Here is a 16,811-nt window from a genome sequence, read left to right on the forward strand (position 1 = left end):
GCGTCGCCCCGGGGTCACAGCCACCTTCGGACCAGATCGCTTGAGACGGGACAGCCGGCGATGGGCCTCCGCAGCGGCCCGGGAGGACCGCTCGCTGCTGTTCGCCACCGCGACCATTGCGTAGCCGGGCAGACTGCGCAGCGCCGGGACGTGCGAGTGAGCCGCCCAACTTCGTCCCGGGGGGGGAGCCCGACCATCCCTGCGCCGATCGTCGTGTCCGTGGGCGTTGTGTCTTGAGCCCGGGCAACGGCCGCGTGGCTCGCGCGTCGTGCGAGGCACCTTCGGTGAAACGGTTCGACGCATGAGTACGCGTGGAGAGATCATGAGCGGGTGTCCTCCGCCGAAACCGCCGCTCACACACTGCAGGACTGCGCGATCCTCTGGAGCATCGGCGAATCGCGCGCGAGCGACGTCGTGAGCGCTGCTTGCGACGCGCTCGTGACCGGGCTCGACAGTCCCGCGCTGCGGCGCCTGGCCGCGTGCACCCGTGGCGAGGCCGATGACGACGTTCCCGAGCTCCTGCCTCCGGCACTCGACGAACTGGGGCTCACCTTCTACGCGGCCGGCAGCATTTTCGGCAGGGAAGCGGCCATGCGGGCTTTCGCGCGGCGGACGCTCGCCGGCCGGCTGACTCCTCGAGAGCTCGCCTTCCGGGTCCATCAGCTCTTTGGGCACCGACTACCCCTCGCTGCGCGGCTCGCCGAGCTGGACGATGAGTACGACACCCTTGAATACAGCGACAGAACTCTCGAGCAGATCGACACCGAGGTCATGACCGAGGCGCGTCGGCTGGCTCACTACCGCGACTCTTCGACGTCATCACTTTGCGCCGGCACTGGCACGGATTGAGACATCAGGGGCCGTGAGCTGCCGACTACACACGCCGGACCGGGCAACAGCCCTGCTGACGCCGCACGTCTTCAGTGTTCGTCCCCGGCAGCGCCGAGTACAGGTCGGGATCCCGAGACGAAGTCCTCGATGGCCGAGCCCGTGATCTCGACGACCACGGCGTCCTCCGCATCGCCGGGCAGATGGGCGCGGTCCGCTTCCTCGCGCACGATCGGGGGACAGTCGGTGAGGATGACCGCGGCGCGGAGTCGGTCGACCAGTTCGGCCACGATGTCGAAGAACTGCCCTGGCGGGAAACGGCCGACGGCGATGCAGACACCGTTGAAGTCCACCTCGGCCTCGTAGCCGTCAGCGGTCCGGATCAGCACATCCCCGAAGTCCTCGTCGGCTGCCACGACGTACGGTCCCAGAACCCCCCGTACGACCTCACTGTCCAGGGCTTCCGGCTCCCCGTTCACGAACCGGAGGATGAACATCATGCGGCTCATGGTGTGACCTCCTCTCAGGGCCGGCGTCCAGGGCTGCGGCGAAGCCGTCCCGGCCACCCCGGGACATCCGTGTGCTTCGGCATTCCTACCGGGATCCATGCCGGGATGGTAGCCAGCCCCTATGTCGCCAGGTTCTGCTGGACCGAACACCCGTGACGGCACACGCCGAAGCCGCACGGCCGCGCCACTGACCGTTCGCCGGGGAATCGCTCGGCCCGCTGATGGCTCGTGCGACACTCCCGCCCCGCCGTTCAGGTGCGGCGCTCGCGCAGGCCGGCTTCCGGCTGGTCCTGGGTGGCGGCCCAGGTGGACAGGAGGCGGAGGGCGTCGGCGCTTGGGGTGTCGGGGACGGCGGTGTAGATGACGAGCGTGAGGGCGGGATCGGAGGTCAGGGACATGGTCTCGAAGTTCAGTTCCAGGTCCCCGACGGCCGGGTGGTGGATCTTCTTGGGGCCCGTGCGGTGTTGGCGGACGTTGTGGTCGGCCCAGCGGCGCCGGAAGACCTCGCTGCGGGTGGAGAGTTCCCCGATGAGGTCGGAGAGGTCCTTGTCGTAGGGGTTCCGGCGGGCTTCGCCGCGAAGCATCGCGGCGGTGTCGTCGGCGGCCCTGTCCCAGTCGGGGAGGAACGCGCGGGCGGCCGGGTCGAGGTAGACGAACCGGGCGATGTTGGCCGGGCGGCGCGGGTCCGCGAGGAGGGGCGCGTACAGGGCACCGGCCAGGTGGTTGGTGGCCAGCAGGTCCTGGCGTTCGTTGTGGATCCACGCGGGCGCGTCGCCGATGGCGTCCAGCATGTACTGGAGGGCGGGCCGCAGGCGCCTGGCGGGGGCGCGGCGCCGGGCCGCCGCGGGTGCGGGGGCGCGGCGGGCGAGGTCGTACAGGTACTGGCGTTCCGCGTCGTCGAGATGCAGGGCCCTGGCAACGCCGTCGAGGACTGCGTCGGAGGCTCCCGAGAGGTTTCCCCGTTCCAGTCGCACGTAGTAGTCGACGGAGACGCCCGCCAGCATCGCGACCTCCTCGCGGCGCAGCCCCTTGACCCGCCGGTGGCCGCCGTAGGAGGGCAGTCCTGCCTGCTCGGGGGTGATGCGGGCCCGGCGGGAGGCGAGGAATTCCCGGATCTCTGCGCGGTCGTCCATGCCACCCACGGTAGGCGAGGGCCCCGGCACGAGGCAGGTACTGGCATTACCCGGAAGACCAGGCACTGCCACCCGTCGCCGGAACGGTCTTTCCTGGGGACCGGCCGTCGAGGACACCGGGCGCCACCCGGGACGGCCTGCCCCCAGTGGGGCATCAGGGCAGTGACGCCACCCCCGACCCCGAGAAAGTGATCATGAACCACACCACTCCGGCAGCTCCTGAAGCCTCCCCCACCGGCCCGGGCTCGACGGGCGGGGCGGGGCCCGTCGGCATGCGCTACGTCATCATCGGCGCGGGAGCGGTCGGCGGAACCATCGGGGCGCGGCTCGCCGAGGCGGGGCACGAGGTGGTCCTGGTCGCGCGCGGCGCCCAGTACGCCGCGTTGGCCTCGGGCGGGCTGCGCTTCCGCGCCCCGGACGGCGAACGCGTCCACCGGCTGCCCGTCGTCGAAGGTCCGGACGCGCTCGGCACGTTGCGCGCGGACGACGTTCTCGTGCTCACCGTCAAGACTCAGGACAGCGAGGCCGCACTGGACGCCTGGGGTCCGGCGCCGGTGGCGGGCGGCGGCACGGCAGCGGAACGGCTGCCGGTGCTGTGCGTCCAGAACGGCGTCGAGGGCCGGCGGATCGCGCTGCGCCGCTTCCGCCGCGTGTACGGCGTCTGCGTCTGGCTGCCGTCCACCTTCGTCGAGCCGGGGGTCGTCTCCGCGCCCGGCGCCCCGCTCACCGGGATCCTGCACCTCGGGCGCCACCCGCACGGCGTCGACGACACCGCCCGCCGGATCGCCGCCGACCTGGAGACCGCCCACTTCGAGGCCCCGGTGGTTCCGGACGTCGCGCGCTGGCAGTACGCCAAGCTGCTGGGCAATCTGGCCAACGCGGTCAACGCGCTGTGCGGGCCGGTGGCCGGGCAGGACGTGTGGCGGCTGTCCGAACGGGTGCGCGCGGAGGGCGAGTCGGTGCTCAGGGCCGCCGGGATCCCGTACGCGAGCGCACGGGAACAGCAGGAGGCGCGGGGCGACAAGGTGCGCTGGAGCGACGGGGGCGGTGGCTCCTCCTGGCAGTCCCTCATCCGTGGCACCGGCACGATCGAGACCGATCACCTCAACGGCGAGATCGTCCTGCTGGGCCGGCTGCACGGCGTTCCCACCCCACTGAACGAGCTGCTGCAGCGGCTCGCCACCACATTCGCGCGTGAGCGGCGTCCGGCCGGTTCCCTGCCGCCGGCGGAGCTGCTGCGAGCCGCGGACGAGGCGGAGGCGCAGGCACAGGCACAGGCACAGGCCGGCATCGCCGCCCCCGTGCCGCGCGGCCCGTCGCCCCGCTGACGAGGCAGGTGCCGGCGTTACCCGGAAGACCAGGCACTGCCACCGGCCGGAGAAACGACCTCTGCTGGAGGGACGGGCCGTTCAGGCCCTTTGCCGCCGTCCGGGGCGGGCCGCCCGGCCGGCGGCACCCGAGCGGCCGCGATCACCACCGAACCGAATCGAACCGAGAAAGCGATCATGAAGCACACCACTCTGGGAGATCTGAAGGTCTCCCGCATCGGCCTGGGCACGATGGGCATGTCCTCCTACTACACCGGTGCCGGAAGTGACGACGCCGAGTCCGTCCGCACCATCCGGCGGGCGGTCGACCTGGGGGTCACGCTGATCGACACCGCGGAGGTCTACGGACCGTACGTCAACGAGGAGCTGGTCCGCAGGGCGCTGACCGGCCGTCGCGACGAGGTGGTGCTGGCGACCAAGTTCGGCATGGTCTCGCACGCGGACGCGAACGGCGGCGCGCACGTCCTCGACAGCAGCCCGGTCAACATCCGCGCCGCCGTCGAGGGCTCGCTCAAGCGGCTCGGGACCGACCACATCGACCTGTACTACCAGCACCGTATCGACCCCCGCACGCCGATCGAGGACGTGGCGGGCACGGTCGCGGAGCTGGTGCGGGAGGGCAAGGTGCGGTGTCTCGGCCTGTCCGAGGCGGGCCCCGACACGATCCGCCGGGCCCACGCCGTGCACCCGGTGGCCGCGGTCCAGTCCTCGTACTCGCTGTGGAACCGCGAGGTCGAGGAGCGGGTGCTGCCCGCGCTGCGCGAGCTCGGCATCGGCTTCGTGCCGTACTCCCCGCTCGGCCACGGCTTCCTCACCGGCGCCATCCGCTCTCCCGAGGAGTTCGGCGAGGGCGACTGGCGCCGGACCAGCCCGCGCTTCCAGGGCGAGAACTTCCGGCGCAACCTGGCCCTGGCCGACGAGGTGCGGGCGATCGCCGACGAAGCCGGCGCCACACCGGCCCAGGTCGCCCTGGCCTGGCTGCTGGCCAAGGACGAGCACATCGTCCCGATCCCCGGCACCAAGCGGGTCGCCCGCGTCGAGGAGAACACCGCGGCCGACACGGTCGAGCTGGCCGCCGAGCAGCTGGCCAAGCTCGACAGCCTGCCCCCGGCCGCCGGCCGGGACGAGAACGAGGAGTCGCGGCGGCTGATCGAGCGCTGACGCCGCCCCTCTCCCGGCCGGCGGCGCGAAGGCACGGGCCGCCGGCCGGTACGGCCCGGCAGCGGCGCCTCGGACGGACGACTCATTTGCCCTCGCCCCAATAGGAGCATATGCTCGTATCGAGTACTGAAGCCGCCCCCGACCATCGCGCCGTCGCCGGATCCTCGAAGGAGACTTGACATGTCGAACACGGAAAGCGGAAAGGCCACCTTCCAGGGACTGAGCTACTACCCCTGGTGGCTGGACAACCTCGCCGACGACGCCACCCTGGAAGGCGCGGCGATGAACGGCACCGCGCGGGGCGCCGATGCCGTCCGTGCCATCGTGGTCAAGGCCCGCGAACTGTACGAGTTCCAGGACTTCAGCTTCACCGGTGATTTCGGCGACGACGGCTTCCTCGAGATCTACGACGCCTCGGTCCAGGGCGAACCGCTGAAGGTCGTCGTGACGGTGGTCCGGAACGCCGCCGGACAGGCCCAGGACCTCGCGGTGCTCCACCGGCCGCGCAATTCCCTGCTGCTCTTCTCCCGCTTGATGCACGAGAAGTTCGCCGGCAACCCGCTCGCCGAGCACTTCCTCGCCGACGAGGTCTGACCCCGCGACGCCCGGACCTCGCGGTGCGCCCGCGTGTCCACCGCTTCGGAGCGGTGGACACGCGGGCGCAGCGCGATCGTCGTGCCGGTCCTGCCGACGGACGGCGCGTAAGCCCCACCCGCACCATCAATCACTAGGGAATCAGCTGATGACTGCCAACGACCTCGTTCTTGTCCCCGGTGCCGGCGGCGTGGGCCGCACGGTCTTCGAGCACTTGCGCGCTCAGGACGTGCCGGTGCGTTTCATGGTCCGTCACGAGGACGAGCGCGCCGCCGAGTTGCGGGCGCTTGGCGCGGAAGTCGTCATCGGCGATCTGACCCGGCCCGAGACGGTGGCGGCCGCGCTGCAGGGCGTGACGCGGATGTACTTCGCGATGCGCGTCTCGCCGGACCACCTCCTGGCGGCCACCGTGGTGGCCTCCGTCGCGAAGGAGTACGGGAAGCTGGAGGCCCTGGTCGACCTGTCGCAGATGACGGTGTCCCAGATGACGGCCACCAGTACCGGCGAGTCGCACCAGCAGCGGCTGCACTGGCTGGCGGAGCAGGTGCTGGACTGGTCCGGCCTGCCCGTGGTCCACATCCGGCCGACGGCGTTCCTGGACAACCCCCTGTTCACCGCACTGGCCGCGCGGACGATCCAGGAGAACGGCACGATCGCGCTGCCGTTCGGCGCCGGACGCACCTCACCGGTCGCCGTGGACGACGTCGCCCGCGTCGTCGCCACCGTGCTGCACGACCCGGCGCCGCACATCGGGACGTTCTACGAGCTGACCGGTCCCCGCTCGGTCGACATGAACGAGATGGCCGAGGAGTTCTCCCGGGCACTGGGCCGCACGGTGTCCTACGTGGACGTGCCGCAGGAGCAGTGGGAGGCCGAAGTGCTGGCGAAGGTGGGGCTGCCGCCGCACATCGAGCGGCACATCGCGGTCATGGGACGCCTGCACCAGGACAACCGCTACGACCGTACGGCCGACGGCGTCCAGCGCGTGACCGGCGTCGCCCCCCAGTCGATCGAGGCGTTCGTGGCCGCCCGCAAGGACTTCTACCTGGGCTGAGCGGCCCCGGCCGGGCCGCACCACCGCGCCGCGCACCTGCGCCGTCCGGCCTGCTCCGACGATCCCGGAGCAGGCCGGACGCGTGCCTGGGCACGGAAACCGACCCCGCGCGCAGGATGCCGGATGACCTGTGGTGCCGCCCCGTCGGGCGGCACCACCGTCCGGTCTCCTACTTCGTCGTACCCCAGAGCTGGCCCGCGGGCACGTGCGAGGGGTTGCCCATCAGCCTGGTGACCCGAATCTGCAGGGGGACCGCGGTCCGGTGACCGTGGTGAGCGTGCCCGTGCCCGTGCCCGTGGTGCTGGTGGCCGCCGCGCGTGACCGTCATCGCGTACGGGTGCGCGAAGTTCGTCGTGGCGCCGCTGACCAGCGGGAAGTGTCCCTGGGGCGCGGTCGCGGGCGAGTCGGCCGTGTCGATGATCCAGACGGTCCGGCCCGGGGTGTCGCACTTCTGCAGGGTGAGGCCCTCGTCCTGGTAGGCGGTGTGGGCCAAACCCGCACACAGGCAGGTGCGTTTGCCGTGCGGCGCGTACTCGACCTCCACCGCGCGCAGTGTGCCGTAGTGCTTGTTCACCTCGGCGGAGACGAGGCCGTCCTTGTAGAAGTCGGAGACCTGGCCCGCACGATGACCGACGATGTCCCCGGCCGGGTCGGACGTGCTGACGGGGTGCATCGCGGTGGGCTGACCGGCCCTCGCCACTCCCCGGTAGACGGTCTCGACGAGGTTGGGCCGCTCGGACGTGCCGAACGTGGCGCTGTAGATCTGGATGCAGCTGTCGCCGCACTCCGGGGTGGCCGCGTTCGCGGACAACGTTCCTGCCGTACCGAGGCCACCGACGATGGTCACCGTCGCCGCCGCGGCGAGCACCTTGCCCTTGAGGCTCGTGACGTTCTTGCGGTTCATGAGGGACATGAAGGATTCCTTCGCTCGAACAGCAGCCGCACCCTGCGCGCTGCTGTGACGGACGGGGGCCCGCACCGACACGGTGCGGTCGCTCACGGGCGGTGTCGCGCGCGGCAGACTCCCACCCTCCCAATAAGAGCATATGCACATATTTCCCCGGACGGCGAGGCGCGACCCGCACACACCCCCGCGCACGGCCCCAACCGCTGTGACCGTCAACCCACTTCACGCGGGCCCGGCCGCACACGTGCCATGGCGCATCGCGGGCAGGGACCGGTAAGGCGAGGGGGCGACGTACGGACCATCCACCCCCCTGTGGCATGACCCACTCTTGCCGCTCCCCGATAAGAGCATATGCTCGTAAATCGTCAGCGCGGTCCACCGAGTCCGCACCCCACCGCGCCGCCGGGGGCTCCGGCGGGCAGAGCAAGGAGGTCGGGACCATGCCCATGCTCGACGCGTACATCCCCGAAGGCGCCCTGGAGGCCGACGCCGAAGCGGCGCTGCTGAAGCGGATCACGGAGATCCTCATCGGCTACGAGGGCTTCGATCCCGCCGACCCCGGAACCCGCGCCATCTCGTGGGCCTTCCTTCACCGTCCGGCCGCCCTCTTCGTCGGAGGCGCACCCGCCGACGCACCCCGCTATCGGGTGATCGCCTCGGTCCCGGAGGGGCAGCTCGACCGGCAGGCCCGCGAGTCCGTCGTCGCCGAGGTCACCGACGCGATCCTCGACGCCGAGAACGGGGCCTGGCCGCGCAACCCCCGGCGGGTGTGGGTGTTCCCCGCAGAGATCCCCGAGGGCTACTGGGGCGGCGCCGGCCACATCGTGCCGCTGGCGAACATCCTGACGCTCACCGGCATCAGCGCCGAGCAGGCCCGCGAACTGGCCGCGAGCCGCATCGCCGCGAGCCGCACCGAACGCGGCCGGATGTCCTGACCGCCCGGGCGGGCCGATGAGAGCCGCGCCCTGCCGGCGGAGTGCCCTCCGCCGAGCGGCAAGGCCGGGGCGGAACATTCAGGCCTGTCGCACGACACATAGGAGCAATTGCTCTGATCGCCGCCCGTCAGTAACAGCCCCACGCCGACCACGCATTGTGACAAAGGAGCTCAACATGACCGTCAAGGTCGCCGCAGTCCAGATCAGCCCGGTGCTCTACAGCCGCGCGGGCACCATCGAGCGCGTCGTGCACAAGATCCACGAACTGGGGCAGCAGGGGGTGGAGTTCGCCGTCTTTCCGGAGACCCTGATTCCGTACTACCCCTACTTCTCCTGGGTGAAGCCGCCGTACACCATCGACAGCGACCAGCTGCACCTGCTCAACGAGTCGGTCACCGTGCCGTCCCCCGAGACCAATGCCATCGGGGAGGCCGCGCGGCAGAACAGTATGGTCGTCTCGATCGGCGTCAACGAGCGTGACGGCGGCTCCATTTACAACACGCAGCTGCTGTTCGACGCGGGCGGCACTCTGGTCCAGCGCCGCCGCAAGATCACGCCGACCTACCACGAGAAGATGGTCTGGGGCCACGGCGACGCCTCGGGCCTGCGCGCGGTGGACACCGCCGTCGGCCGCATCGGCCAGCTCGCCTGCTGGGAGCACTACCAGCCGCTGGCGCGCTACGCCCTGATCGCCGACGGCGAGCAGATCCACGCGGCGATGTTCCCCGGCGGCCTCGGCGGCGAGAACTTCTCCCGCCAGATGGAGGTCGCCATCCGGCAGCACGCGCTGGAGTCGGCCTGCTTCGTGGTCAACGCCACCGCCTGGCTCGACGCCGACCAGAAGGCCAAGCTCGCCGAGGACACCGGCGGCCCCCTCGCCGCCTTCTCGCACGGCTACTTCACCACCGTCGTCGACCCCGAAGGCCGCCTCATCGGCGAACCGATCACCTCCGGCGAGGGCGAAGTGATCGCCGACCTGGACTTCACGATGATCGACCGCCGCAAGCGCATCATGGACGCCCGCGGTCACTACGCCCGCCCGGAACTCCTCAGCCTGCACATCGACCGCACTCCGACCGCGCCCCTGCACGAGCGCGGCAGCCACGCTGCCCAGAACGCCCGGTTGGACGAGGAGCGTCCCACCGAGGGCCAGTGAACCGCTCCCGGCGCTCCGGCCGGCCCGCGGGCCGGCCGGCGCGCCGGGAGCGGAAGGCATCGCGGGGCACGGCCCCGGCACCCCGCATGATGCGGTGCAACGGGACGGTGGGAGCACGCTGGATCGGCCAGGAACTGCGGGTCGCCGAGCCGCTGGTGGACCTGCGCAAGCTCCGCAACCGCGTCGTGCCGACCGCCGACGTGATCGGGCTCGTCGCGGGCCTCGGGATGCACCTGCTGCTGTCGCTGGTCACGCGGCCGGCCCAGGCACCCGTGGGCGCGGGCAACGGCTTCGGTGCGTCGGTCGTCGTCACCGGGTTGATCCTGCTGCCCTTCTCGGTCGGCAGCCTGCTCGCCGGCAGGGCCGTCCCACTGGTGGCCGACCGCCTGTCGTCGCGTTCGACGCTGCCGCTGTCCTGCTGCGTCATCCTCCTGTCCATGCTGCTGTTCGCCCTGGGCCGGTCCGGCCTGTGGGAGCTGTTCCTGGTGATGGGCGTGGCGGGCCTCGGCATAGGCTGCGTCTTCGCCCTCGTCCCCGGACTGATCGTCACCTCGGTGGCCGCCCGCGAGGTGGGCTGCGCGATGGGCTTCAACCAGGTGCTGCGTTACGTCGGGTTCGCCACGGGAAGCGGGCTGAGCGCGACGGTGCTCGCCTCGCACACCATGACCGGACAGGCCCTTCCCGACCCCGGCGGCTACGGGTCCGCCGCCCTGCTCGGATGCCTGATCTGCGCGGTCGCCGCGGTCGTCGCCGCCGTTCTCCCGGGACGTCGCCGCGTGGCCGCCGCACAACGGGCGTGCCGGCCGCCCTCCCGCCCATGCGCAAGGGGCCGGAGCCCTCGGCGGCGAAGGGCCGGATGCACGGCTGACCGCAGCGTCGCCCGGGTTCGCTGTCCACCGGAACACCATCGGCTGCGATCATGATCCGCATGCTGTCGCTGACGATGAACGACACCGCGGCCGAGCTGCTCGGAGTACGTGCCGGTCACCTCGCCCTGACGCCTCCCGGCGGACTGGCCCCGGGGCTGCGCGACCGGCTCGCGGAAGGGATCGCCTCCCGGGGCACCGTGCTCACCTGGGCAGCTTCCACGGGGGACGCCGACGGCTCCCCCGCGGTCGTCGGGGACCTCACCGGCTGGGAGTGCGCGGACAGCGCCTTCCACCTCGAGGACCACGTGCCCGTCGATGTCCGCATCGTCGATGGCGCCCCGCGTATCCCGGAGGACGATCAGCGGGTCCTGCTCCTTCACGGAATCGCGTTCGCCATGGAGTTCCGCGCGCTCATCGACGCCCTGGACCATCTCGGCCCAGTGCGCTGCATCGTGGCCGCCAACGAGACCAGCGCGACGTTCAGGTTCCACCGCATCCGCCCGGGTGAGTCGTGGAACCGACCCGACCTGGACACATACGCGATGGACAGGATGGTCGTGATCGACTTCGGGCCGGCCGAGGTCTGACCCGGGCCCGCACACCCGCTGTCGCGGTCCTCACGCCGACACTTCTTCGCGCCTCCCCAATAGGAGTATATGCTCCTAAATGTCGACCGGAACCGCCCCGATCGACGGGACCCCTCAACATCCGGCCCGGGGCCGGACCTTCGAAGGAGGTACACGATGTCGAACACGGAAAACGGCAACGACCAGGGGCTCAGCTACTACCCGTGGTGGCTGGACAAGCTGGCCGACAACGTCACCGGGCAGGGCTCGTTCATCGACGGCGGCCCGATCCAGGGCCCGGAGGCCGTTCGCGCGGTGGTGACCGCCGCCCGCGGGCTGTACGAGTTCCAGGACTTCACGTACACCGGCGACTACGGCAACGACGGTTTCATCGAGGAGTACCGCACCCAGGTCAAGGGCGAGCCCCTCCACGTCGTGGTCACGGTCGCCCGCAACGCCGCCGGCGAGTGCGAGAAGCTCGTCGTGAACCACCGGCCGCGCAACGCGATGCTGCTCTTCTCCCGCGAGATGCACAAGAAGTTCGCCGGCACACCCCTCGCCCAGCACTTCCTCGCGGACGAGTCCTGAACCGACCACGCGCGGAACACGCCCCGGAGGCGGGCCCCCCGATCGGGGAGGGGCGGCGCGCCGCCGGGCGGGACGAACCTGCTACTCGGCCCAGGGCGTGAAACCGGTGTGGAGGACCGCTTCGAGGGAGGTGCGCAGTCGGGCCGCCTCGGTGTCGCCGAAGCTCTCCTCGAACCGGGTCTGCACCGCCCTCCACAGCGGCAGCGCCGCCTTCATGCGGGACAGTCCGTCGGGCGTCAGCGCGACGATCCGTGCCCGGCGGTCGGCAGGCGACGGCTCGACGGTCACCAGGCCCTCCCGGACCAGCGGCTTGAGGTTCGAGGCCATCGTCGTGCGGTCCATGGCGATCACCTCGGCGAGGCCGGTGATCGTCATCTCCCCGAGCACACTGAGCTTCTGCAGGATGCTGAACTGCGTGCCACGGAGCCCGACCGGAGCCAGCGCCTTGTCGTACGTCGCACCCAGGTACCGCGCCGCCTTGCGCAGGGCAAGGCTGTTGCACTGGGCGTCGTCATCGATCGGCATCGCGGTCATCATCCCCTCCGGACTCTCCCTTCCGATGATACGAGCAAATGCTCGCACATGCGAAATGCCGGACGCGCACACCCCGGCGGGCCCACCCGGACCCCAGACCCTCCCGGCGACGAGCCGGGGCTCCGGGGCTCCGGGGCTCCGCGCGCCTCAGGAGCGCAGGGCGTCGACCGGCTCCATGCGGGACGCCCGCAGGGAGGGGTAGAGGCCGGCCAGGAGTCCGACGAGGGCTCCGGCGACCGGGGCTCCGAGGGCGAGGCGGACGTCGAGGACCGGGGTCCAGTCCCTGACGGCGGAGACGGCCACCACGACCACCATGCCGAGAACGGCGCCGATGACGCCGCCGAGGAGGCCGATGGTCGTCGACTCCACCAGGAACTGGCCCGCGATCTGCCGTCGTGAGGCCCCGAGGGCGCGGCGCAGTCCGATCTCGCCGATCCGCTCCATGACCGTCACGAGCGTCACGTTGGCGATGCCGATGGCCCCGACCACCAGCGAGACCAGTCCGAGCACCAGGAACAGGCCGTTGACGTCGCCCTGCACTCCCTTGCGTGCCTTCGTCGGGTCGGGCGGCGCCGTGACCGAGAGGGCGTCCTCGGATCCCGGGGCCAGCGCGATCGGTGCCTGGTGGGCGACCTGCTTCGCCGCGCCGAGCGCGGTGTTGATCAGGACCCGGGTGACCACTCCCAGGCCCAGTTGGTCCGCTGCCGTCGTGGGCGGCAGGATCACCGACGCGGCGAGCTGCTGTTCGCGCTCGGCCCCGCCGAGGATGCCGATCACGGTGTAGGACTGACCCCTGAGGAAGACGGCCGGGGAGTCGCGAACCGAGGTGATGCCCAGCAGTCGTGCGGCCTGGTCGCCGAGCACCGCCACCCGGTCGTGCCGGGCGATGTCCCCCGCGTCGAAGAAGCGCCCGGCGGTCAGGGTGCCGCGCACCGCGGTGGGCAGCGAGGGGGACGCGGCGAGGACCGCCATGGTCTGGGCGGTGACGTCCCCGGGGGCCACCACGTCATTGGCGCGTACCTGGACGCTCGCGGTGGCCTGGGAGTCGGCGATCGCGGCGGCCGATTCGACTCCGGCGAGCCGGCGGACCGCGTCGACACCCGACCAGTCCACGAGCGGGACGGGGTCGGCCGACGCGGGCGGCGGAGGGACGACGACCGTGACCGAGGTGGCGGTCAGGGCGTCGAACCGGCCGACGATCTGGTTGCCCGCCGTGGCCGAGACCCCGATGGTGATGACCAGGGTGGTGATGCCCAGAACGGTGCCCAGGGTGGTCAGGGCGGAGCGCACCGGACGGGCGAGCACCCCCGCCAGCGCCTCGGTCCACAGGTCCCGGAGGTCCATCCAGGGACGCTCGATGCCCCTGGCCCTGCCGCGGCGCCGTCCCCGTCCCCGTCCGGCGCTGTGCGGGGTACCGGTACAGGGGTCGGCGACGGGCAGGTCCACGGGGGCCGCCAGTTCGAGGACGCGTGCTCTGGCCCGGACCCGGCCCTGGAACCGGGTTCGTGTTCGGGTTCGGGTTCGGGTTCGGGTTGGGGTTTTCATCGGTGCTCCTCGGTGAGCCGTCCGTCGCTGATCCGCACCCGGCGGTCGGCCCGCCGGCTGACCGCCTCTTCATGGGTGATCACGACCAACGTCATTCCCTGCGCGCCCAGTCGGTCGAAGAGGTCGAGCACCGACTCGGTGTTCTCGCTGTCGAGGTTGCCGGTCGGTTCGTCGCACAGCAGCAGGGCGGGCTCGCTCATCAGCGCCCGGGCGATCGCCACGCGTTGCCGCTCACCACCGGAGAGCCGGTCCGGCCGGAAGCCGATCCGGTGCGCCAGGCCCACCCGTTCCAGCACCTCCTCGGCCCTGGCACGGCGGCCCGCACGGCCGCGGCCGGGGCGCGGCCGGCGGTAGGCCTCGGCCAGCATGACGTTCTCGTCCACGGTGCGGTACGGCAGCAGGTGGAAGGACTGGAAGACGAATCCGATCCGGCTGCCGCGCAGCGAGGTGCGTTCCAGGTCGCCGAGCGCCTTGGTCTCCACCCCGTCCAGCCAGTAGGCGCCGGCGGTGGGACGGTCCAGCAGGCCCAGGGTGTTGAGCAGGGTCGACTTGCCGGAGCCGGAAGGCCCGACGATCGACAGGTGCTCACCGCGCCGGACGGCCAGGTTCACGTCCCGCAGGGCGTGCACCGGCGGCTCGGAGTCGAAGGTCCGGTCGACGGCGACCAGTTGGATGACGGTGTCGGCATCGGGCACGACATGCGCCGGCGAGCCGCTCATTGCCCGACCACCACCTGATCGCCCGCCTTCAGGGCGTCACCGGTCGGCGTGACCTCCACCTGTCCCTCCGCGGACAGACCCGCCTTGACGGGGACGTCCACCACCCCGCCGCCGCGCCGGACCTGCACCCGGGCCTGCCCGTCGGCCGAGGTGTGCAGCGCGGCGATGGGCACCGTGAGCACCTCGCCGTCCGACGCACCCACCTTGATGGTCACCTTCGCGGACTCGTCGGCGTTCTTGACCAGTTCTCCCGACGGGATCGAGATCTGCACGGGCACGGGAGCCGACGCGTCACCGCTCCCGCCCCCCGAGGTCCCGGCGGAATCCGTGCCGGCCCCCGCGTCGCTCTTCGGCACATCGTCGCCGAGTGCGACCAGTTCCCCGTCCACCGTCTTGCCGTCGGGGGTCTCCACCTGCGCTTTCATGCCCTTGTGCAGCAGCTTCGCGTCGTTGCCGGGAACGACGGCCTGGACCACGACCCTGGAGCTGGTCACCGTGCCGACCGGTCCTGACGGAGTGTCACCGAGCTTGACGGACACCTTGTCCAGCCGCGCGGGGAGGTCCGGCAGGAAGATCAGCTCACCTGCGGGGACCTTGGTCCCGTAGCCGGCCTGGAAGGCCGACAGCGCGGCGTTGGCCGCGTCCAGCTGCTGCTGTGCCGCCCTGCGCTGCAGCTTCCCGGACTCGCCACCGGTGTCGTCGCCGCCCGGATCCGTCGCCGCGAGGACGGCCTGCTGCGCGGTGGTCACGGCCGCCTCCAGCGTTCCCAGCTGCTGCTTGTCCGCGATGCCGGGCTCCTCCGCGCGAAAGCCCTTGCTCTTGTACCAGCGGCTCACCGCCGCGGCGTCCTGCTGCCCGTAGCTGCCGGTGACCGTGCCGAAGCTGAAACCGAGCCGCTTCAGTGCCCGCTGGAGCTGCTTGACGTCGTCCCCGGACGTGCCGGGGCCCAACGTGCGGTACATCGGGACGGATCCGCGCAGCACGAGCACCGGCCGACCGCTGACCTGCATCAGCACGTCGCCCTCCGTCACCTCCGACCCGGCGATCGGCATCTTGGTGACCCGCTGGACGACGCCGTCGTCGGTCCCCGGCCCCCCGGAGCCCGCATCCGGCGAGCCGACCGGCCCGGCCAGGGAAAGGCTCTGCGGCGAGGCGAACTCCACCGAGCCCTGCGCCACCACACTCGCCGTCAGCGACCGCCGCTCGACCGCGACGGTGACCGGTCCGGCCTTCGGCGGCCGGTGCGCGGCAGCCGCGTCGGCCGGCGACTGCATCCGCGATCCGGCGAACCAGCCGCCCACGCCCACCAGCGCCACCGCGGCGACGATGATCCCCAGCCGTCTGCGCCGGCTGCTCTCACCCTTGTGGCGCCGCATCACCCGGCACCGCCACCGCTGGGGGCCGGGGCCTTCAGGAACTTCGGGAAGTAGGCGGCCCGGAACTCCTTGCCGCACTCCAGGTCCTGCATCGCCAGGTCGATCTCCTTGGTGAGCAGCGGCAGCGCCTCGCTCTTGCTCATGGGCTCCATGGGGGACCCGTCGGAGTTGACCGCCCCCATGACACTCGGAGGAACCGACGAGTTCGCCTGGAGCTTCACCATCTCCCCGATTTCGGTCGGTCGTGTGGTGGTGACGGGGATGCCGTCCTTCCGCAGGCACGAGGCGTACGACTGCGCCAGCGCGATCAGCTTCGGATCGCCGTTGAGGGCCTGCGCGTTGGCCTGGTACTGCGCCGCGGTCTCGTCGCCGCGCTGCTGGGGCGTCGTGCTGCCGTAGACCTGCTTTTCGGCCGATCCCTGGCAGCCGGACCAGTCCTTCTCACCGGTCTTCGGGTCCGGCGGACCGCCCAGCGCCTTGTCGTACGCGGTCCGCTGCTCAGGAGTGAGCGTGTCGCGGTAGTCCGAGTGGACCGTGTCGGTCGAGTTCTTCTCGGCCGCCTCGCTGCCCGGTACCTGGGGGTCGTCGGCGTAGACAACCTTGGCGTAGAAGCCGAAGCCGTACTTCTGGCGGTGCTTCTCGGTCAGCTCGTAGTCCGCGCCGTCGGTGGCCCAGGAGGCCGCGAGGTCCTCGGGCGCCACGGGGGTGTAGGTGAACCCCTGGCTCTTCATGCAGGCCGCGATCGCGTTCTCCACGAGGTACTGCTTCTTGAGGTCCGCGCTCGCGTCGGCGGGAGCGTCGAGCTGCCCCGGCGAGTCGGCCCGGTCCTTCCCGCCGCCCGCCGACGGGGACGCCACCTCGGTGCCGCAGGCGGCCAGCAGGGGCAGCAGACTCACCGCTACGGCCAGTTTCCGAGCAGCGCGGGATCCGGACATGTCTCTTCCCTCCGAACGTGAGGTGCGCCGGGACCGGCGCACCGTGGGATTCGCTCGACGGCCTCGACGGCCGG

At 71.4% G+C, this 16,811-nt stretch carries 18 protein-coding genes; 10 read left to right on the forward strand and 8 right to left on the reverse strand.

Features of this window, described 5'->3' with window-relative positions:
- Positions 1 to 330: 330 nt before the first annotated feature.
- Positions 331 to 849 (forward strand): hypothetical protein, encoded by a 519-nt coding sequence (locus tag ACFYXS_RS14970; protein ID WP_389247874.1) that lies wholly within the window; start codon positions 331 to 333, stop codon positions 847 to 849.
- Between the two features lie 71 nt (positions 850 to 920).
- Here the strand turns inward: ACFYXS_RS14970 and ACFYXS_RS14975 are convergent, their stop codons facing one another.
- A complete protein-coding gene (locus tag ACFYXS_RS14975; RefSeq protein WP_389247876.1) occupies positions 921 to 1,337 on the reverse strand; it encodes a hypothetical protein in 417 nt (138 codons plus the stop codon).
- Between the two features lie 251 nt (positions 1,338 to 1,588).
- Entirely contained in the window at positions 1,589 to 2,470 is an 882-nt protein-coding gene (locus ACFYXS_RS14980) for a helix-turn-helix domain-containing protein (protein ID WP_389247878.1), read from the reverse strand.
- A gap of 272 nt (positions 2,471 to 2,742) precedes the next feature.
- On the opposite strand from ACFYXS_RS14980, the gene ACFYXS_RS14985 reads away from it, so the two are divergent.
- The 4 genes from ACFYXS_RS14985 (at position 2,743) to ACFYXS_RS15000 (ending at position 6,607) form a co-directional block, all read left to right on the forward strand.
- On the forward strand, positions 2,743 to 3,798 hold the full coding sequence (locus ACFYXS_RS14985; RefSeq protein ID WP_389247993.1) for a ketopantoate reductase family protein: 1,056 nt from the start codon (positions 2,743 to 2,745) through the stop codon (positions 3,796 to 3,798).
- 177 nt (positions 3,799 to 3,975) lie between these two features.
- Complete coding sequence (locus tag ACFYXS_RS14990; protein WP_389247880.1) at positions 3,976 to 4,959, forward strand: aldo/keto reductase; 984 nt, start codon at positions 3,976 to 3,978, stop codon at positions 4,957 to 4,959.
- 180 nt (positions 4,960 to 5,139) lie between these two features.
- The gene (locus ACFYXS_RS14995; protein ID WP_389247882.1) at positions 5,140 to 5,553 is read left to right on the forward strand and encodes a hypothetical protein; all 414 of its coding nucleotides are present in this window, start codon (positions 5,140 to 5,142) and stop codon (positions 5,551 to 5,553) included.
- A gap of 148 nt (positions 5,554 to 5,701) precedes the next feature.
- Positions 5,702 to 6,607: an NAD(P)H-binding protein gene (locus ACFYXS_RS15000; protein WP_389247884.1), complete on the forward strand. Its 906-nt coding sequence runs from the start codon at positions 5,702 to 5,704 to the stop codon at positions 6,605 to 6,607.
- Between the two features lie 169 nt (positions 6,608 to 6,776).
- On the opposite strand, the gene ACFYXS_RS15005 is transcribed toward ACFYXS_RS15000, so the two are convergent.
- Positions 6,777 to 7,520, reverse strand: a complete 744-nt coding sequence (locus ACFYXS_RS15005; protein WP_389247886.1) for a hypothetical protein — start codon at positions 7,518 to 7,520, stop codon at positions 6,777 to 6,779.
- A 434-nt stretch (positions 7,521 to 7,954) separates the two neighbouring features.
- Here ACFYXS_RS15005 and ACFYXS_RS15010 point away from each other — a divergent pair, with 434 nt between their 5' ends.
- From ACFYXS_RS15010 to ACFYXS_RS15030, 5 genes are all read left to right on the forward strand, one after another.
- Positions 7,955 to 8,449, forward strand: coding sequence for a hypothetical protein (locus ACFYXS_RS15010; RefSeq protein WP_389247888.1), 495 nt, complete (start codon positions 7,955 to 7,957; stop codon positions 8,447 to 8,449).
- A 175-nt stretch (positions 8,450 to 8,624) separates the two neighbouring features.
- Positions 8,625 to 9,605, forward strand: coding sequence for a nitrilase-related carbon-nitrogen hydrolase (locus ACFYXS_RS15015; protein ID WP_389247890.1), 981 nt, complete (start codon positions 8,625 to 8,627; stop codon positions 9,603 to 9,605).
- A gap of 107 nt (positions 9,606 to 9,712) precedes the next feature.
- The gene (locus ACFYXS_RS15020) at positions 9,713 to 10,528 is read left to right on the forward strand and encodes an MFS transporter (protein WP_389247893.1); all 816 of its coding nucleotides are present in this window, start codon (positions 9,713 to 9,715) and stop codon (positions 10,526 to 10,528) included.
- Positions 10,525 to 11,061: a hypothetical protein gene (locus ACFYXS_RS15025; protein WP_389247895.1), complete on the forward strand. Its 537-nt coding sequence runs from the start codon at positions 10,525 to 10,527 to the stop codon at positions 11,059 to 11,061. The genes ACFYXS_RS15020 and ACFYXS_RS15025 overlap by 4 nt, the downstream gene beginning before the upstream one ends.
- Positions 11,062 to 11,217: 156 nt before the next feature.
- Positions 11,218 to 11,628 (forward strand): hypothetical protein, encoded by a 411-nt coding sequence (locus ACFYXS_RS15030; protein WP_389247897.1) that lies wholly within the window; start codon positions 11,218 to 11,220, stop codon positions 11,626 to 11,628.
- An 81-nt stretch (positions 11,629 to 11,709) separates the two neighbouring features.
- Here ACFYXS_RS15030 and ACFYXS_RS15035 read toward each other — a convergent pair whose 3' ends face one another.
- The 5 genes from ACFYXS_RS15035 to ACFYXS_RS15055 form a co-directional block, all read right to left on the reverse strand.
- Positions 11,710 to 12,153, reverse strand: coding sequence for a MarR family winged helix-turn-helix transcriptional regulator (locus ACFYXS_RS15035; protein WP_389247899.1), 444 nt, complete (start codon positions 12,151 to 12,153; stop codon positions 11,710 to 11,712).
- A gap of 156 nt (positions 12,154 to 12,309) precedes the next feature.
- Positions 12,310 to 13,506 (reverse strand): ABC transporter permease, encoded by a 1,197-nt coding sequence (locus ACFYXS_RS15040; RefSeq protein ID WP_389247901.1) that lies wholly within the window; start codon positions 13,504 to 13,506, stop codon positions 12,310 to 12,312.
- Between the two features lie 197 nt (positions 13,507 to 13,703).
- Positions 13,704 to 14,426 carry an ABC transporter ATP-binding protein gene (locus tag ACFYXS_RS15045; RefSeq protein WP_389247903.1) on the reverse strand — a complete coding sequence of 241 codons (723 nt, stop codon included), beginning with the start codon at positions 14,424 to 14,426 and terminating at the stop codon, positions 13,704 to 13,706.
- On the reverse strand, positions 14,423 to 15,802 hold the full coding sequence (locus ACFYXS_RS15050; RefSeq protein ID WP_389247905.1) for a peptidoglycan-binding protein: 1,380 nt from the start codon (positions 15,800 to 15,802) through the stop codon (positions 14,423 to 14,425). The genes ACFYXS_RS15045 and ACFYXS_RS15050 overlap by 4 nt, the downstream gene beginning before the upstream one ends.
- On the reverse strand, positions 15,802 to 16,737 hold the full coding sequence (locus tag ACFYXS_RS15055) for a hypothetical protein (RefSeq protein WP_389247907.1): 936 nt from the start codon (positions 16,735 to 16,737) through the stop codon (positions 15,802 to 15,804). The genes ACFYXS_RS15050 and ACFYXS_RS15055 overlap by 1 nt, the downstream gene beginning before the upstream one ends.
- Between the last annotated feature and the right edge of the window lie 74 nt (positions 16,738 to 16,811).

Origin of the sequence: Streptomyces sp. NPDC002574, from assembly GCF_042889545.1 — a bacterium.
Classification (GTDB): Bacteria; Actinomycetota; Actinomycetes; order Streptomycetales; family Streptomycetaceae; genus Actinacidiphila.

Coding starts and splice junctions, on each gene's coding strand:
- ACFYXS_RS15035 (WP_389247899.1), bottom strand. CDS start 12,153: ATGCCGATCGATGACGACGCCCAGTGCAACAGCCTTGCCCTGCGCAAG.
- ACFYXS_RS14985 (WP_389247993.1), top strand. CDS start 2,743: ATGCGCTACGTCATCATCGGCGCGGGAGCGGTCGGCGGAACCATCGGG.
- ACFYXS_RS15015 (WP_389247890.1), top strand. CDS start 8,625: ATGACCGTCAAGGTCGCCGCAGTCCAGATCAGCCCGGTGCTCTACAGC.
- ACFYXS_RS15010 (WP_389247888.1), top strand. CDS start 7,955: ATGCCCATGCTCGACGCGTACATCCCCGAAGGCGCCCTGGAGGCCGAC.
- ACFYXS_RS14990 (WP_389247880.1), top strand. CDS start 3,976: ATGAAGCACACCACTCTGGGAGATCTGAAGGTCTCCCGCATCGGCCTG.
- ACFYXS_RS15050 (WP_389247905.1), bottom strand. CDS start 15,802: ATGCGGCGCCACAAGGGTGAGAGCAGCCGGCGCAGACGGCTGGGGATC.
- ACFYXS_RS15005 (WP_389247886.1), bottom strand. CDS start 7,520: ATGTCCCTCATGAACCGCAAGAACGTCACGAGCCTCAAGGGCAAGGTG.
- ACFYXS_RS15040 (WP_389247901.1), bottom strand. CDS start 13,506: ATGGACCTCCGGGACCTGTGGACCGAGGCGCTGGCGGGGGTGCTCGCC.
- ACFYXS_RS15025 (WP_389247895.1), top strand. CDS start 10,525: ATGATCCGCATGCTGTCGCTGACGATGAACGACACCGCGGCCGAGCTG.
- ACFYXS_RS15055 (WP_389247907.1), bottom strand. CDS start 16,737: ATGTCCGGATCCCGCGCTGCTCGGAAACTGGCCGTAGCGGTGAGTCTG.
- ACFYXS_RS14995 (WP_389247882.1), top strand. CDS start 5,140: ATGTCGAACACGGAAAGCGGAAAGGCCACCTTCCAGGGACTGAGCTAC.
- ACFYXS_RS14975 (WP_389247876.1), bottom strand. CDS start 1,337: ATGAGCCGCATGATGTTCATCCTCCGGTTCGTGAACGGGGAGCCGGAA.
- ACFYXS_RS15045 (WP_389247903.1), bottom strand. CDS start 14,426: ATGAGCGGCTCGCCGGCGCATGTCGTGCCCGATGCCGACACCGTCATC.
- ACFYXS_RS15000 (WP_389247884.1), top strand. CDS start 5,702: ATGACTGCCAACGACCTCGTTCTTGTCCCCGGTGCCGGCGGCGTGGGC.
- ACFYXS_RS14980 (WP_389247878.1), bottom strand. CDS start 2,470: ATGGACGACCGCGCAGAGATCCGGGAATTCCTCGCCTCCCGCCGGGCC.
- ACFYXS_RS15030 (WP_389247897.1), top strand. CDS start 11,218: ATGTCGAACACGGAAAACGGCAACGACCAGGGGCTCAGCTACTACCCG.